This window comes from Stenotrophomonas sp. B1-1 (genome assembly GCF_010894375.1).
In the GTDB taxonomy this organism is placed as follows: domain Bacteria; phylum Pseudomonadota; class Gammaproteobacteria; order Xanthomonadales; family Xanthomonadaceae; genus Stenotrophomonas.
The window spans coordinates 20,739-35,879 of the sequence record NZ_JAAIUZ010000023.1 but is presented as its reverse complement, the minus strand read 5'-3'; the positions used below and the strand labels follow the sequence as shown (position 1 = coordinate 35,879).

At 64.4% G+C, this 15,141-nt stretch carries 13 protein-coding genes; 3 read left to right on the top strand and 10 right to left on the bottom strand.

The features are described 5' to 3' along the window. The 10 genes from G4G00_RS16670 to dnaA all read right to left on the bottom strand — a co-directional run bounded on the left by G4G00_RS16670 (position 1) and on the right by dnaA (position 12,512). Positions 1–426 carry a biopolymer transporter ExbD gene (locus G4G00_RS16670; protein ID WP_025875550.1) on the bottom strand — a complete coding sequence of 142 codons (426 nt, stop codon included), beginning with the start codon at positions 424–426 and terminating at the stop codon, positions 1–3. 57 nt (positions 427–483) lie between these two features. Then, positions 484–1,245, bottom strand: coding sequence for a TonB-system energizer ExbB (gene exbB, locus G4G00_RS16665; protein WP_108747910.1), 762 nt, complete (start codon positions 1,243–1,245; stop codon positions 484–486). A 92-nt stretch (positions 1,246–1,337) separates the two neighbouring features. Continuing rightward, positions 1,338–1,895 (bottom strand): energy transducer TonB, encoded by a 558-nt coding sequence (locus G4G00_RS16660; protein ID WP_199911433.1) that lies wholly within the window; start codon positions 1,893–1,895, stop codon positions 1,338–1,340. Between the two features lie 255 nt (positions 1,896–2,150). Continuing rightward, positions 2,151–3,338, bottom strand: a complete 1,188-nt coding sequence (locus G4G00_RS16655; RefSeq protein WP_108747908.1) for a DUF4032 domain-containing protein — start codon at positions 3,336–3,338, stop codon at positions 2,151–2,153. A 131-nt stretch (positions 3,339–3,469) separates the two neighbouring features. Next, complete coding sequence (locus G4G00_RS16650) at positions 3,470–4,276, bottom strand: M48 family metallopeptidase (RefSeq protein ID WP_108747907.1); 807 nt, start codon at positions 4,274–4,276, stop codon at positions 3,470–3,472. 69 nt (positions 4,277–4,345) lie between these two features. Next, complete coding sequence (locus tag G4G00_RS16645; RefSeq protein WP_164275128.1) at positions 4,346–5,191, bottom strand: CPBP family intramembrane glutamic endopeptidase; 846 nt, start codon at positions 5,189–5,191, stop codon at positions 4,346–4,348. A 67-nt stretch (positions 5,192–5,258) separates the two neighbouring features. Further along, on the bottom strand, positions 5,259–7,718 hold the full coding sequence (gene gyrB / locus G4G00_RS16640) for a DNA topoisomerase (ATP-hydrolyzing) subunit B (RefSeq protein ID WP_108751677.1): 2,460 nt from the start codon (positions 7,716–7,718) through the stop codon (positions 5,259–5,261). 111 nt (positions 7,719–7,829) lie between these two features. Further along, the gene (gene recF / locus G4G00_RS16635) at positions 7,830–8,924 is read right to left on the bottom strand and encodes a DNA replication/repair protein RecF (RefSeq protein ID WP_164275125.1); all 1,095 of its coding nucleotides are present in this window, start codon (positions 8,922–8,924) and stop codon (positions 7,830–7,832) included. Between the two features lie 879 nt (positions 8,925–9,803). After that, positions 9,804–10,904, bottom strand: a complete 1,101-nt coding sequence (gene dnaN / locus G4G00_RS16630) for a DNA polymerase III subunit beta (protein WP_005411731.1) — start codon at positions 10,902–10,904, stop codon at positions 9,804–9,806. A gap of 276 nt (positions 10,905–11,180) precedes the next feature. Then, positions 11,181–12,512, bottom strand: a complete 1,332-nt coding sequence (gene dnaA, locus G4G00_RS16625) for a chromosomal replication initiator protein DnaA (protein WP_108747903.1) — start codon at positions 12,510–12,512, stop codon at positions 11,181–11,183. 254 nt (positions 12,513–12,766) lie between these two features. Here dnaA and rpmH point away from each other — a divergent pair, with 254 nt between their 5' ends. From rpmH to yidC, 3 genes are read left to right on the top strand one after another with little or no spacing between them, the layout of a single operon-like run. Continuing rightward, positions 12,767–12,907 (top strand): 50S ribosomal protein L34, encoded by a 141-nt coding sequence (gene rpmH / locus G4G00_RS16620; RefSeq protein WP_005411729.1) that lies wholly within the window; start codon positions 12,767–12,769, stop codon positions 12,905–12,907. Between the two features lie 5 nt (positions 12,908–12,912). Then, on the top strand, positions 12,913–13,407 hold the full coding sequence (gene rnpA, locus G4G00_RS16615) for a ribonuclease P protein component (RefSeq protein ID WP_164275122.1): 495 nt from the start codon (positions 12,913–12,915) through the stop codon (positions 13,405–13,407). Further along, positions 13,407–15,122 (top strand): membrane protein insertase YidC, encoded by a 1,716-nt coding sequence (gene yidC, locus G4G00_RS16610; protein WP_108751427.1) that lies wholly within the window; start codon positions 13,407–13,409, stop codon positions 15,120–15,122. The genes rnpA and yidC overlap by 1 nt, the downstream gene beginning before the upstream one ends. Positions 15,123–15,141: the final 19 nt, after the last annotated feature.

The following is a 15,141-nucleotide window of genomic DNA, read 5'->3' as shown; positions in this document are numbered from 1 at the left end:
TTATTGCCCCTTTTCTTTGGTAGCGACGAAGCCGACGTCCAGCATGCCCTGTTCCTGAGCGACCTTGGTCATCTCGTTGATGACACGCATCTTGGTGGTGCGGTCACCACGCAGGTTCAGCGGCGGCTGCGGGGTCTGCTGGGCGGCGGTCGCCAGGCGCGACTCGAGAGTCTGCTTGTCGATTTCCTCGTCGTTCCAGTAGATCGAACCGTCTTCCTTGACTGCCAGGGTGATGGGGCCCTTGCGGTCGTTGGTGTCGTCCGGCTTCTGGACCAGATTGGCCTCCGGCAGATCCACCTTGACCTTGTGGGACATCAGGGGCGCCGTGATGATGAAGATGATCAGCAGCACCAGCATCACGTCCACGAGGGGCGTAACGTTGATGTCGGCCATGGGGCCGCCGCTGTTACCACTACTGAAAGCCATAACGGGCTCCGTCTAGATCGTGTTGACTACGTTCTCGCTGGGTACAGCGCGTCGCAATTAGCGGACGCGCGAACCGGTGGCGAAGAAGTCGTGCAGGTCGTGCGCGAAGGTATCGAACTTGCTGATGGTCGCGCTGTTGATCTTGCTGAAGAAGTTGAAGGCGAACACGGCCGGGATCGCGACGAACAGACCGATGGCGGTCATGATCAGCGCTTCACCCACCGGGCCGGCAACGGCGTCGATCGAAGCGGAGCCGGTGGCACCGATCTTGATCAGCGCGCCGTAGATGCCCCACACGGTACCCAGCAGACCGACGAACGGAGCGGTTGCACCGACGGTGGCCAGCAGGGTCATGCCCGACTGCAGCTTGTTGCTTTCGCGGGTGACGGCCTGGCGCAGGGCGCGGTCGACGAACTCCGAACGGCTCAGGTTTTCACCCAGGCCACCGGTGGCGCCGCCTTCAGCGCGCTGGTGGTGGGCAGCAGCCTGCGCAGCATCCAGGGCGATCTTCGAGAACGGCTCCGAAGCCGGCTGTTCTTCCATCGCACGGATGGCGTCCTGTGCGTTCGGGGTATCCCAGAACAGGCTGACGACGCGGTCAGCAGCGCTCTTCAGGCGGGTAGCGCGGAAGATGTTGATGACGGTCCAGTACCAGGACATGGCCGACATGACGACCAGGGTCAGCAGCACGACCCAGGAAACGGCGAAATCACCCGGCTTGGTGGTCATTTCGTGGATCAGGTGCTCGAAGCCCATCTGCGACAGGGCGTTGGACGGATTGCCCCCGGCAGCAGCGGCGATGAAAATTTCCTGCAGCATGACGCTTACCTTTGTTGTGTGTGGTGATAAAGGGTGTAGCTAAGCTAGACAATCGAACCGGAGGAGGGGTGGCCGGCGGCCACCCGCTCGCATCAGTTCAGCGCAAAGTTGACCGGGACGCGGACGCGACCAGCAGCCTTCTTACCGCCAGATTCAGCGGCGTTGAAACGCCACTTGCGCGCGGCTTCCATCGCAGCACGGTCCAGGTCGCGGTTACGGCTGGACTTTTCCACCGTGACATTGGTGACGTTGCCCTGGGCATCGACATCAATGATCAGGATCACTTCGCCCTGGATACCAGCGCGGAAAGCGGCCGGCGGGTAGCGCGGCGGATTCATGGCCTTCGACGAGATGTCGACGCTGGCCTCGATCGACGCCGGCGGTGCCGGGGGCGACGGAGGCGACGGCGGGGTGACGATATCGTTCGGGCGCGGTTCCGGCACGTCGACGACCGGCGCCTGCGGCGGCGGCGGGACGGGCGACGGCTTCGGCGGCGACAGATTCTTCACCGGCGGCGGCGGAGTATCCTGCGGCGGCGGCGGCGGCGGCGGCGGCGGCGGTGGCGGCGGCGCGTCGACGATGGTCACCATGACGTTGCGCTCCTTCTCAGCCACGGCCTTGGGGGCCACAGCGGGGATCAGGAGCATCATGAAGGCGGCCAGATGCAGGGCGATTACAAACGCGATGCCGACGATGCGAGGCCAGCTCAGCCCCTTGTCATCGGGTTGTTCGTACCGGTGAACGACTAGTTGTTCCGTCATGCGCCAAGAGCTCAATAGTGGGGCCGGAGTCCCGGGGGGCGGGATCCCTGATCAGCGGTGCATGACACCGCAGGAACCTCCAAGCTTATACCAATCCTGAGCGCCTGCGCATTAATCTCGCAGGCGTTCAGGCGTTATTCCTACTTACTTCAGGTTGATGATTTTCTTGGCATCAGCCTGGTTCTTCACGCCCTTCGCCAGCGCCTGCTGGGCGGCCTGCTTGGCCTCCGGAACGCGACCTTCGGCATGCAGGACGCGTGCCAGGTTCAGGTAGGTCTCACCGTCCTTGGACAGCGGGGCAGCCTTCTGCCACGCCTCGATCGCCTGCGGCACCTGGTCGGAGTAGTAGTAGGACTGGGCCAGGGCCAGGTAAACCTGGTAATCCGGCTTCAGGATGCCCTTCTGCAACCCTTCGTTGATGACCGCGATGACGTCCTTTTCCTTGTTCTCGGTGTTGGCATAGATCGAGTACAGCTGCTTGTACTCGCGCTCTTCGGTGAGCTGGCCGCTGCTGCGCAGCTTGTCCATCACCGCGGCGGCCTTGGGCATCTGGTCGGCCTGCATGTACATGTTGGCCAGGTTCAGCTGCGCCTTCTTGTCGTTCGGGTTCTTCGCTGCCAGCGCCTCGGCGGTCTTCACCGCTTCACCGGTCTGGCCGGCTTCGGACAGGGCCGCCATCAGCAGCTGGTTCCAGTTGTCCTTCGGCTCGGTGGCGCCGGCAATGGCCTGCTGCAGCACCGGGATCGCTTCCTGGTAGCGCTCCAGCTGGTACAGCGCCTGGCCCTTGGCGATCAGCTCTTCCGGCTTGTTCGACTTGCTCTCGGCGAAGTACTTGTCCAGCGTGGCCAGGCCTTCGGCGGTCTGGTCTTCCTGCAGCTGCAGCTGGCCCAGCATCAGCATGGCCTGGAAGTGGCCGTTGTTGTCCAGGCCGTTCAGCTGCAGAGCCTGCTTGAGGTAGGTGATCGCGCCGGCGGTGTCGTCGGTCTGGTAGGCGGCCTGCGAAGCGAGCTGCGCAGCCAGCGACTTGTCGTAGTTGTTCGACGCGCTGTTGCCCAGGATCTCACCGGCAACCTGCAGTGTCTCCGGGAACTTCTGATCGTTGTAGTTGTCAATCAGCTTCTGCAGCTTGCTGCCCATCTTCGAGGACGCCTTTTCCTTCGGCTCCTCACGGGTGGCGTTCGGGTACAGGACTTCGGCCTTGGCCTGCTTGCCGCCGCGGTTGCCACGCTCGGACGAACGCGAGGACTGCGCGAACGCATCGGTGACCACGGCGCCGGTCAGGGCAGTGGCGATCAGGACGGAAAGCACAGCTTTGTGGTTACGGAAAATCATCGTTCACCTCGATCGAACCGCCCGGAGCGGCAAAGTCGGACTGTCAGAAAAATCTGAGCCGCCAAACGTATCAGAAACGGATGGCATGAGAAATCGTTTTATGTGCTGCAGTACAGCATGAATCTGCGCACTCACCCACACTTTGGCCGGCGACCGGCCGCCTGGGCTTGCTGGTAAACCGGCGCCAGGGCAGGGGCGTCACGCTGCAGTTCGCGGATACGGTTGGCCGGATCGGGGTGGGTGGACAGCCATTGCGGGCTGCGTCCGCCACTGGCGGCCATCATGTTCTGCCACAGATCCACGGCCTGGGCGGGGTTGAAACCGGCCTGGGCCATCAGCCGCTGGCCGATCACATCGGCCTCGCTTTCCTGGGTACGTGAGCCCGGCAGCAGGAAGGCCGCCTGCGCGCCCATGCCGCCCAGCTGATTGACCGTGCTGGCCGCGCCATCGCCGCCGTAGGCACCGGCCAGCGCTCCCAGCACCGCCAGGCCGGTCTGCGCGCCCATCTGCCGGGTGATGCGCTCTTCGTGGTGGCGGGCGATCACATGGCCGATCTCGTGGCCGATGACCGCCGCCAGCTGGTCTTGGTTCTTGGCCACGGTGAAGATGCCGCTGTTCACCCCCACCTTGCCGCCGGGCAGGGCAAAGGCGTTGGGTTCCTTGTCGACGAACACCGCGGTTTCCCACCGTACGCCACGGTATTGATCGGGAAGCTGGGCTACCAGCGCATTGACCACGCACTGCACGTAGCCGTTCTGGCGGCCGTCGGTGCTGATCTTTTCCTTCTGCTTGGTTTCGGCGAACGCCTGCGCACCCAGCTGGTCCAGCTGAGCCTGCGACACGCCGCCCACCATCTGGCGGCGGCCGGTGGGCGAGGTGGTGGTCGCGCACGCGGCCACCAGCGACGTAATGAGCAGGGCGAGCAGCAGTGATTTCATGGAATCCCCCGTGTTCATGCAGGCAGTGTGTACCGCGCCTGCTTAATCTTTCGTCAAGCGCGCGTGGCCTTACGTGGCGCCGAAGAACACCAGTGCCGCCAGCGCCACGGCGTTGTTCAGGCCGTGCGCGGCAATGGCGGCCCACAGCGTGCCGGTGCGCTTGTACAGCCAGCAGAACGCCGCGCCCATGCCGCCGTAGACCAGCCACAGCTGGGCGATCTCGGCCGGACCGTTGGCGCTGGTTCCGGGAATTTCATGGATCAGGGCGAAGGCCAGGCTGCTGAGCAGCATGCCCAGCCAGGGCCGGCCGGCCTGCCACAGGCGCCCGAACAGCACGCGGCGGAACAGCAGTTCTTCGTATGCCGGCGCCAGCACCACGGCAAACAGCACCAGGAACACCGGGAACTGGGCAATGGCGTTCTGCATCAGGTGCAGGTTGGTGGGCACCGGTTCCACGCCCAGCTGCTTGGCCAGGAACGCGGTGCCGTTGCTGCCGATCACGATCAGGGTGGCCACCAGCAGCGTCCAGCCCCAGGTCGCGGGGCGGCGCAGTGCCTGCAGGGAGCGCTGGCGTTCGGCGGCATTGGCCGGCCGGCGCCAGAAATAGACCAGCAACGCGGCGCCACCGGTGGCCACCAGCGCCATCACCACCTGTGCCAGGGCACCGGGTTGGCCGAGCTGGGCGGCCAGTGCGCCGGCATCGGCGGCTTCGCCACCGGCTTTGGCATTGGCCACGCTGATCGCCACGGTACGCGTCAGGCCCCAGACCATGCCGCTGATCAGGCTGAGCCCGAACAGCGCTACCACGGCAATGCCCAGATCGATGAAGAAGCCGGCCAGCGGCGAGGAGGCGCGGGGCGCGGCGGATGCCGGGGGAACCGGCGGCGGTACGGAAACCGGAGCGGAAGCAGACATCGGGTACCTGTGGTCAAGGGACGACGGCCGGCGCGCCTCCCCGCGCACCGGCCAGCAGTCGAGTGTGTCAGATATCCAGGTTGGCGACCTTCAACGCGTTGTCTTCGATGAAGTCACGACGCGGTTCGACCACATCGCCCATCAGGGTGCTGAAGATCTGGTCAGCCGCGACCGCGTCCTCGATGCGTACCTGCAGCAGGCGGCGGGTATCGGGGTTCACCGTGGTATCCCACAGCTGTTCCGGGTTCATTTCACCCAGGCCCTTGAAGCGCTGGATCTGGCGGCCGCGCTTGGCTTCGTCCAGCAGCCAGTTCTGTGCCTTGGCGAAGCTGTCCACTTCAATGGACTTGGCACCGCGGGCAATGGTGGCACCGTCGCGCACCAGGCCGTGCAGCAGCTTGGCGGCCTGATGGATGGCGCGCAGCTCGCCGCTTTCAAAGGCCGACAGCGGCAGCACCTGCAGATGTTCCTCGCCCATGTGGCGGCGGGTGACCAGCACAGCGGCGGAGCGCTCTTCAGTGGCGTCCTGCAGTTCCAGGGTGAAGCGCGGGCTGCCCAGGCTGCCCTGGTTGAGCTGCTTGGCCAGTGCGTCCAGACCTTCGCCGGCCGGCGCATTGCGCAGGCTTTCCAGATCCATCGGCACGAAATCGACCAGCGCTTCCAGCAGCAGGCGATCGTAGCGGTGCGCGTTGCGGGCGATCGCATCCTGCGCGCCGGCGTAGGCCAGCAGCAGCTTCTCCAGCGCCACGCCTTCGATGCCGGGTTCACCGGACGCCGGCACCAGCGAGGCGTTTTCCACCGCGCTGCTGGCCAGGTAGCTGTCCAGCGCCGGGTCGTCCTTCAGGTACAACTCGGTCTTGCCCTGCTTGATCTTGTACAGCGGCGGCAGGCCGATGTAGACGTAACCGCGCTCGATCAGCTCCGGCATCTGACGGTAGAAGAACGTCAGCAGCAGGGTACGGATGTGCGCGCCGTCGACGTCGGCGTCGGTCATGATGATGATCTTGTGGTAGCGCAACTTGTCCGGGTTGTACTCGTCGCGGCCGATGCCGGTGCCCAGCGCGGTGATCAGCGTACCGACCTGGTCGGAGGACAGCATGCGGTCGAAGCGTGCGCGTTCCACGTTGAGGATCTTGCCGCGCAGCGGCAGCACGGCCTGGTTCTTGCGGTTGCGGCCCTGCTTGGCCGAACCACCTGCCGAGTCACCCTCGACGATGAACAGTTCGGACAGCGCCGGATCCTTCTCCTGGCAATCGGCCAGCTTGCCCGGCAGGCCGGCGATATCCAGCGCGCCCTTGCGGCGGGTCAGGTCGCGGGCCTTGCGTGCCGCTTCACGTGCACGCGCGGCATCGACGATCTTGCCGGCGATGGCCTTGGCTTCGTTCGGGTTTTCCTGCAGGAACTCTTCCAGGCGCGCACCGAAGGCGTTTTCCACCGCCGGGCGCACGTCGGAACTGACCAGCTTTTCCTTGGTCTGGCTGGAGAAGCTGGGATCGGGCACCTTCACCGACAGCACGGCAATCATGCCTTCGCGCATGTCGTCGCCGGTCAGGTTGATCTTGGCCTGCTTGGCGATGCCGTTCTGCTCGATGTAGTTGTTGAGCACGCGGGTCAACGCGCCGCGGAAGCCGGCCAGGTGGGTGCCGCCGTCCTTCTGCGGAATGTTGTTGGTGAAGCAGTACATCGTCTCCTGGTAGGAGTCGGTCCACTGCAGCGCCACGTCCACCACGATGTTGTTGTGCTCGCCGGTAACGGCGATCACGTTCGGGTGCAGCGGGGTCTTCAGCTGGGCCAGATGCTCCACGAAGCTGCGGATGCCGCCTTCGTAGTGGAAATCATCGCGGCGGCCATCGCCACGCTCGTCGGCCAGCACGATCTTGACGCCCGAGTTGAGGAACGACAGTTCGCGCAGGCGGCGGGCCAGGATGTCGTAGTGGAATTCCACGTTGTTGTGGAACGCCACCACCGACGGCCAGAAGCGCACGGTGGTGCCACGCTTGGTGGTGGTGCCCAGCTGCTTCAGCGGCGTTACCGCGGCGCCATCGCTGAATTCCTGCTGGTAGTGGAAGCCATTCTGGAACACGTCCACCAGCAGCTTCTGCGACAGCGCGTTGACCACGCTGACGCCCACGCCGTGCAGACCGCCGGACACCTTGTAGCTGTTGTCGTCGAACTTGCCGCCGGCGTGCAGCACGGTCATCACCACTTCGGCAGCCGACACTTCGCGACCGAGCTTGGCGCTCATCTGCTCGTGCTTGCCGGTGGGGATGCCGCGGCCGTTGTCCGACACCGACACCGAGCCGTCGGCGTGGATCGTCACCGCGACGTGGTCGGCATGGCCGGCCAGCGCTTCGTCGATGGAGTTGTCGACAACCTCGAACACCATGTGGTGCAGACCGGTGCCGTCATGGACGTCGCCGATGTACATGCCAGGACGCTTGCGGACAGCCTCGAGCCCTTCCAGGGCGGTGATGCTGTTGGCGTCGTAGTTGCCGTTGTTTACCGGGGTGTTCTGTTCGTCGGTCATTGCGCTTGCCGTAGGCTCCGCAGGTCGGGCACCACGTGGAGCGGTGCGCCGGGTAAGTAGGGGTACAGCGTGAATTATACCAGTCGGGCCTTGCGGGCCCTGATGTTGCCACTATGGCACAGCCACGATCCGTGCATGTTCCACGTGGAACCGGGTGATCTCGGGCAGATCCACCAGCGCCGCCGGTGTTTCGGTGGCGGTGACGAAGATCTGTGCCGGCCCGGCCAGCAAGCGCTGCAGCACGCGGGCCTGATGGGTGCGATCCAGCTCTGACGCCAGGTCATCCAGCGCGATCACCGGCCATTCGCCACGCTGCTCGGCGTAGTCCTCGGCCTGTGCCAGCAGGCAGACCAGCGCCGTCAGCTTGGCCTGGCCACGGGACAAAGCATCGCGACCGGGAATGCTGTGGAACTCCACGCTCCAGTCGGCGCGATGCGGGCCCACGGAGGTGTAACCGGCCTGGCGGTCACGTTCGCGGGCCAACAGCAGCGCATCGGCCAGCGGCAGTTCGTGCCGGCGCCAGCCAGGACTGAGATTCAGGCCCTGGATGCCCAGCTGGGGCGCAAGTTGCGACGCCAGGGCGATCGTCCGCTCCTGCAGCCGCTCCAGGTAGTGCTGGCGCCGGCTGGTCAGCGGTTCGCCGGCCTCGGCCAGCTCGTGGTCCCACGTGTCCAGCATCCGCGAGGGCCCGCCTTGCTTCAACAGCGCATTGCGCTGCTTCAGTGCACGGGAGTAGCGGCGCCACAGCGAAAGAAAGTCTGGTTCCACGTGGAACAGGCCCCAATCCAGGAAGCGCCGACGCGGTTCACCGCCGCCGCTGACCAGGGCATGGCTGCCGGGTTCGAACGTCACGACCGCCAGGGCCGCACAGAGATTGCCGAGCTGGGCCACATCCTCGCCATCCAGCCGGCCTTTCCATTCCTGCCCGCTATGGCGCAGGCCAGCCTTGCGGCGGTGGGGCGGGTGGCTGGAACGCTGTTCGTCCCATTCGACGAAGATCTCCAGCGCTTCCTGGCCCTGGCGGACCAGTCCGTCGCGCACGCGCCCGCGGAAGCTACGGCCATAGGCCATCAGGTGCAGCGCTTCCAGCACACTGGTCTTGCCCGCACCGTTGTCGCCGGTCAGCAGGTTCAGCCCCGGCTGGGGCGACAGCTCCACGGCACTGAAGCGGCGCAATTGGTTCAAGGCGAGGCGGCGGATCAGCATGGGACGCGGGGGACCAGCCGCGCGGGGCGGCAACAGGGCAGGGAATCCATCAGCTTACTGCATCGGTCAAGGCCGGCACCGTGTTGCGGGGGCATGGCGGGCGACGGCAACGCGCGTTTCGGACACCAAGTGGGTTCCACGTGCAGCCGTGCCGATTGCTGCCCATGCCGGCCGCTGGAACAGCGTGGATTTCTTGAAATCTGCGGGCCCTGGCAGGGCTGGCGTGAGCAGAATTCAACAGATTTTCGCCTTCGCCAGGTCCCGTCGCGCAATGCGGCGCAGGGCAGCGGGCGAGCCAGTGCGTTGATTGCTTGAAATCTGCGGGGCGGAGCAGCCGAGCGTTCCACAGATTTCAAGAAATTCAGGCGCTGCGTTCCACGCTGTCCACAGCAGGTCTGTATGACTTATACACAAGCCATGGACAATCTGTGGATAAAAAAGCCGGTTTTGACCGCTGGTAAAACTATCCACAGCTTCCCCCCCAGCCCCAGAGCCCGATATACAGGGGGTTTCAGGGTCATAAATCTTTTTAAAAACAAAGAGATAAGCCTGTTTTCCACGAAATCTGGCTCTACCAGCACCACCATGCTTTAGATTTATACCCAGATTTAAAAGCTTGGGACGCCCTCGAGCGCACGAATCCAGGCCTGTGGACAGTAACGTCAGCAGATGCGGCTTCGCCTCGCCGACTGTTGACCTGCGAAGTCAGCGCAGACCCGGGGTCGAAGGAATCGACTCCGACCACCGCAGCCATGTGCGTCTCCCATCGATGACGTGGCCACCGTCATCCGCCTGTTCTCGGTAATGCTCCACGTGGAACAAAAAAAAACGCCCGGATCTCCCGGGCGTCTTCTTGTTTCACGTGGAACAACGCAAGCGTCAGAGACGCAGCGGCATCACCACGTGGCGCGACTTCTCGCTGCTGGATTCACGCACCAGCGCCGAGGAGTTGGAATCGCGCAGCTGGATGATGACTTCCTCGTCGCGCAGGGCGGACAGGGCATCCAGCAGGTAGTTCACGTTGAAGCCGATGGCCAGGTCGCTCACCGTGGTGTCGGCTTCGATCTCTTCCTGGGCTTCTTCCTGCTCCGGGTTGTGCGCGCTGATCTTCAGGTTGCCCGGCGAGACTTCCACGCGGATGCCGCGGTACTTCTCGTTGGACAGGATCGCGGCGCGCTGCAGCGAGGCACGCAGCGCTTCACGGTCCACCTTCACTTCGCGATCGGCGCCAATCGGGATCACCGCTTCGTAGTCCGGGAAGCGGCCGTCGATCAGCTTCGAGGTGAAGGTGACATCGTCGCGCTTCACGCGCACGTGGCTGCGGCCGACTTCCAACTCGATCTCACGATCGCCGCTTTCCAGCAGACGCTGTAGTTCGGTCACGCCCTTGCGCGGCACGATGATCTGGCGCTTGGAACCGCTGGGCTTGGCCAGATCGGTTTCACACAGGGCCAGGCGGTGGCCATCGGTGGCCACGGTCCGCAGGGCATCGCCGCGCAGATCGAACAGCAGGCCGTTGAGGTAGTAGCGCACGTCCTGCTGGGCCATCGCGAACGCCGTGCGTTCGATCAGTTCCTTCAGGGTCGCTTCGCCAATGGCCACGCGCTCGGTGGCTTCCACTTCGTCCACCGACGGGAAGTCGTTGGAGGGCAGGGTGGCCAGGGTGAAGCGGCTGCGGCCGGCCTGCACGGTGATCTTGTCACCGGTCTGCGAGACGGTGATCCGGCTGCCGTCGGGCAGGGCGCGGATGATCTCGAACAGCTTGCGGGCGGGAATGGTGGTTTCGCCGTCCTGGGCATCTTCAACCGCGATCCGCGACACCATCTCCACTTCCAGGTCGGTACCGGTCAGCGACAGCTGGCCGTTCTGCACCTGGACCAGGAAATTGGCCAGAACCGGAAGGGTCTGGCGGCGTTCGACCACGTTGACGACCTGTGCCAACGGCTTGAGAAAGGCTTCGCGCTGCAGTGTGAAACGCATGTGGTTCCGTGCCCCTATGCTTTAAAAAAATGTGGAATAAATCAAAAGCTTGGTGGTGCTGGTAGAGACAGAATTGCTGGAAAACAACCCTAAGTCTTTGTAATTAAAGAGTTTTCAGACCGCGAAACCCTCTGCATTACCGACCCCCAAGGGGTGGGGAAAGCTGTGGATAAATCTGCAGCGATTTCAAACCGCTTTTTTATCCACAACTCATCCCGCGCTTGCTACCGGATTCTGCACCGTTTTGTGCGATGACGCCTTATCGGCGTCGGTGCATCATTCGCTCAGCTTCCGGATCAGCTTGTCCCAGTCCTCGCGGAGCTTGCCGTCGGTTTCCATCAGGGTGCGGATCTGACGGCAGGCGTGCAGCACCGTGGTGTGATCGCGACCGGCAAAGGCGTCGCCGATCTCGGGCAGGCTGTGTTCGGTCAGTTCCTTGGTCAGGGCCATGGCGACCTGACGCGGGCGGGCCAGCGAACGGGTCCGGCGCTTGGACAGCAGATCCTTGATCTGCAGCCCGTAGTAGTCGGCCACGGTTTTCTGGATGTTGGGAATGCTGATCGCCTGCTGCTGGGCGCGCAGCAGATCGCGCAGGGTTTCCTGGGCGAATTCGGTGGTGATCGCGCGGCCGGTGAAATTGGCGCGGGCGGTCAGGGTATTGAGCGCACCTTCCAGGTCGCGCACGTTGGAGCGCATCTTCTTGGCAATCAGGAACGCAACATCATCGGGAATCTCCGCGCCGCGCTCGCGTGCCTTGGCCAGCACGATCGCTGCGCGCGTCTCGAAGTCCGGCGGTTCGATCGCGACGGACAGGCCCCAGGCAAGCCGCGACTTCAGGCGCGCTTCCAGGCCTTCCACTTCGCGCGGGTACCGGTCGCAGGTCAGGATGATCTGCTGCTTGCCGTCGAACAGCGCGTTGAAGGTGTGGAAGAACTCTTCCTGGGTGCGATCCTTGCCGGCGAAGAACTGGATGTCATCGATCAGCAGCGCGTCCACCTGCTGGAACTGGCGCTTGAACTGATCCATGGTCTTTTCCTGCAGGGCCCGGATCATCGCGCTGAAGAACTGTTCCGAACGCAGGTAGAGCACCTTCGCCCCCGGATTGGCCTGGCGCATGGCATTGCCGGCGGCAAACATCAGGTGGGTCTTGCCCAGGCCGGTGCCCCCGTACAGCAGCAGCGGATTGTGCGCGCGGTCGCCCGGCTTCTGCGCCGCCTGGAACGCCGCGGCCAGACCCAGCTGGTTGCTGCGGCCTTCCACGAAGTTGGCAAACGTGTAGTGGTTGTCCAGGTTGCCGGCAAACGGCACCTGCGGTTCTGCAGCCACGGCCGCTGCCGGGCTCGAAACCGGCGCGTTCTGCGTGTCCGAGGGCCGCGGGCGCGAGCCGATTTCAAGAAAAACGTCGCTGAAACCGGCGAAATGGGCCAGCAGTTCGCGGATGCGCGGCAGGTACAGCTCGCGCACCTGGTCGACGATGAAGGCGTTCGGTGCATACAGCACCAGGCTGTCCACGCGCAGATCGGCCTGCAGTGGCTTCAACCAGGTGTGAACGTCTTCCGGCGGAAACTCCGCTTCGAGGCGTTCGAGACTTCGGGTCCAGGCATCCATCGGCAATAATCGTCCGGTGGCCGGTGGATAGGCGCGACAACGCGCCCAGACACAGGCCGGAAAGGGGGAAATGGATGGCTCAGACTACCACCGCGCGCGCGCCTTCGGAATGGTTGTCCCCCACTTATTCACAAAAACATCCACAGCTATTGCACAGGCCGGTGAATTCGCGTAGTCAACAGGGGTTGACGGGAGGGGGGCGACCTCTCTAGAATTTCCGGTTCTTTCCCGTCCCATTCATACGAGAGGCCCACATGGCCACCAAGCGCACCTACCAGCCCAGCAACCTCAAGCGTAAGCGCGACCACGGCTTCCGTGCCCGTATGAAGACCGCTGACGGCCGCAAGATCCTGTCGCGTCGCCGCGCCAAGGGCCGCAAAGTCCTGAGCGCCTGATTGCCATGCCGCTCACCGCGGCAGACGCAATCCCTTCGACAGTGAATACTGCAGACCCGCGCAAGCGATTCCCTCGCTCTGCGCGGGTTCGCACGCGTGCCGAATATTCAACGGTCTTCAACGGCTCCCGCCGTGTGTCCGATCCGCTGATGACCCTGCACTGGCTGCCGGCTGACCGGCCGGCCAGGCTGGGTCTGGCGGTTTCCCGCAAGGTTGATCCGAACGCCGTTGGGCGTAACCGGATCAAGCGCGTCCTGCGCGACATCCTGCGTCAGACACGTACCGACATCCAGCCAGGCGACTTCGTCGTCGTGGCCCGTAGTGCTGCGCGTTCTGCCAGCAACGACGACATCCGCCAGGCCTTCCTGCGCCTGCTGCGGCGCCTGCGCGCATTGCCCGCGCCGGGCGTGGACGGCACAATGCCGCCGCCTGATGGCATCGCAACTCCCTCTTTGACCGAGCCGGCATCGCGTTCCGGCCCCGCTGAGCCTGCCCGCTGATGAACCAGACCCGCGTATTCCTCATTTTTGCCTGGCTGATGGTGGCCGTGCTGCTGTGGATGGAGTGGAGCCGTGAAACGGCCGCTCCGACCCCGGCCCCGACCAGCAGCTCGGCCCCGGCCGCTGCACAGAGCGTTCCGGGCGCGACCCCGGGCAGCATCCCCAGTGCACAGGTTCCCGGCGCGCCGGGTCAGGCCGCCGCGACCCAGGCCCAGGCCAGCGCGACCCCGGCTGCCCAGCGCGTGACCGTCACCACCGACGTGCTGCGCCTGGTGCTGGACGGCGGCCGCGTGCTGGACGCCGAGCTGCTGCAGTTCCCGCAGAGCAAGGATGAAGGCAGCCCGCCGGTTCGCCTGCTGACCGAAGACCCCGCGCACCCCTACAGCGCGATCAGCGGCTGGGCCAGCGAAGACAAGAGCGCCCCGGTGCCCGGCGCCGACGGCTTCAAGCTGGTCGGTGATACCCGCGACTTTGTGCTGGCCGACGGCCAGAACGAACTGCAGATCCCGTTCGAATGGACCGCCAACGGCGTGACCATCAAGCGCACCCTGACCGTCTCGCGCAACGAGTACGCCGTGCGCTTCAAGGACGAAGTGATCAATGCCGGCGCCGCGCCGTGGAACGGCTACGTCTACCGCACCCTGGACCGCACCCCGACCATCCTGTCGCGGAGCATGACCAACCCGGATTCGTTCAGCTTCAATGGCGCGACCTGGTACGACAACGACAAGAAGTACCAGCGCCGTGCCTTCAAGGACTATCTGGAAGATGGCGCGCTGAACCAGAACATCACCGGCGGCTGGCTGGCGATGCTGCAGCACCACTTCTTCACCGCGTGGATTCCGCAGAAGGACCAGACCGCTCACTACGTGCTGTCGCAGGTAGCCGGTCGTGACCTGATCGAAGCGCGTGGCCCGGCCTTCACCGTGGCCCCGGGCCAGTCCACCAGCACCGAGGCCCGCCTGTGGGTGGGCCCGAAGCTGGTGAACCAGATCGCCAAGGAAGACGTGCCGGGCCTGGACCGCGTGGTCGACTACAGCCGCTTCTCGATGATGGCGGTGATCGGCCAGGGCCTGTTCTGGGTGCTGAACCAGGTGCACAAGCTGGTCGGCAACTGGGGCTGGGCGATCGTCGGCCTGGTGGTGCTGCTGAAGCTGGTGCTGTACCCGCTGTCGGCCACCCAGTACAAGAGCGGTGCGAAGATGCGTCGCTTCCAGCCGCGCATCGCGCAGCTGAAGGAACGCTATGGCGATGACCGCCAGAAGTTCCAGACCGCGATGATGGAGCTGTACAAGAAGGAAAAGATCAATCCGATGGGCGGCTGCCTGCCGATCCTCATCCAGATGCCGATCTTCTTCGCCCTGTACTGGGTGCTGGTGGAATCGGTCGAACTGCGCCAGGCGCCCTGGTTCGGCTGGATCCAGGACCTGACCGCACGCGACCCGTACTTCATCCTGCCGGTCATCAACGTGGCGGTGATGTGGTTCACCCAGAAGCTGACCCCGGCACCGGGCATGGACCCGATGCAGCAGAAGATGATGCAGTTCATGCCGCTGGTGTTCGGCGTCATGATGGCCTTCATGCCGTCCGGCCTGGTGCTGTACTGGGTGGTGAACGGCGGCCTGGGCCTGCTGCAGCAGTGGTGGATGACCAAGCGCCACGGCAGCGAGCCGGTTGCCGCCAGCACCGCCCCGGCACCGGTCAAGAAGAAGTAACCCGACCCGGTCCAAACGA

What these genes read in the sequence shown, in the direction of transcription:
- G4G00_RS16670 (WP_025875550.1), bottom strand. Translation starts at nt 426, where the DNA reads ATGGCTTTCAGTAGTGGTAACAGCGGCGGCCCCATGGCCGACATCAAC.
- exbB (WP_108747910.1), bottom strand. Translation starts at nt 1,245, where the DNA reads ATGCTGCAGGAAATTTTCATCGCCGCTGCTGCCGGGGGCAATCCGTCC.
- G4G00_RS16660 (WP_199911433.1), bottom strand. Translation starts at nt 1,895, where the DNA reads ATGATGCTCCTGATCCCCGCTGTGGCCCCCAAGGCCGTGGCTGAGAAG.
- G4G00_RS16655 (WP_108747908.1), bottom strand. Translation starts at nt 3,338, where the DNA reads ATGATTTTCCGTAACCACAAAGCTGTGCTTTCCGTCCTGATCGCCACT.
- G4G00_RS16650 (WP_108747907.1), bottom strand. Translation starts at nt 4,276, where the DNA reads ATGAAATCACTGCTGCTCGCCCTGCTCATTACGTCGCTGGTGGCCGCG.
- G4G00_RS16645 (WP_164275128.1), bottom strand. Translation starts at nt 5,191, where the DNA reads ATGTCTGCTTCCGCTCCGGTTTCCGTACCGCCGCCGGTTCCCCCGGCA.
- gyrB (WP_108751677.1), bottom strand. Translation starts at nt 7,718, where the DNA reads ATGACCGACGAACAGAACACCCCGGTAAACAACGGCAACTACGACGCC.
- recF (WP_164275125.1), bottom strand. Translation starts at nt 8,924, where the DNA reads ATGCTGATCCGCCGCCTCGCCTTGAACCAATTGCGCCGCTTCAGTGCC.
- dnaN (WP_005411731.1), bottom strand. Translation starts at nt 10,904, where the DNA reads ATGCGTTTCACACTGCAGCGCGAAGCCTTTCTCAAGCCGTTGGCACAG.
- dnaA (WP_108747903.1), bottom strand. Translation starts at nt 12,512, where the DNA reads ATGGATGCCTGGACCCGAAGTCTCGAACGCCTCGAAGCGGAGTTTCCG.
- rpmH (WP_005411729.1), top strand. Translation starts at nt 12,767, where the DNA reads ATGGCCACCAAGCGCACCTACCAGCCCAGCAACCTCAAGCGTAAGCGC.
- rnpA (WP_164275122.1), top strand. Translation starts at nt 12,913, where the DNA reads ATGCCGCTCACCGCGGCAGACGCAATCCCTTCGACAGTGAATACTGCA.
- yidC (WP_108751427.1), top strand. Translation starts at nt 13,407, where the DNA reads ATGAACCAGACCCGCGTATTCCTCATTTTTGCCTGGCTGATGGTGGCC.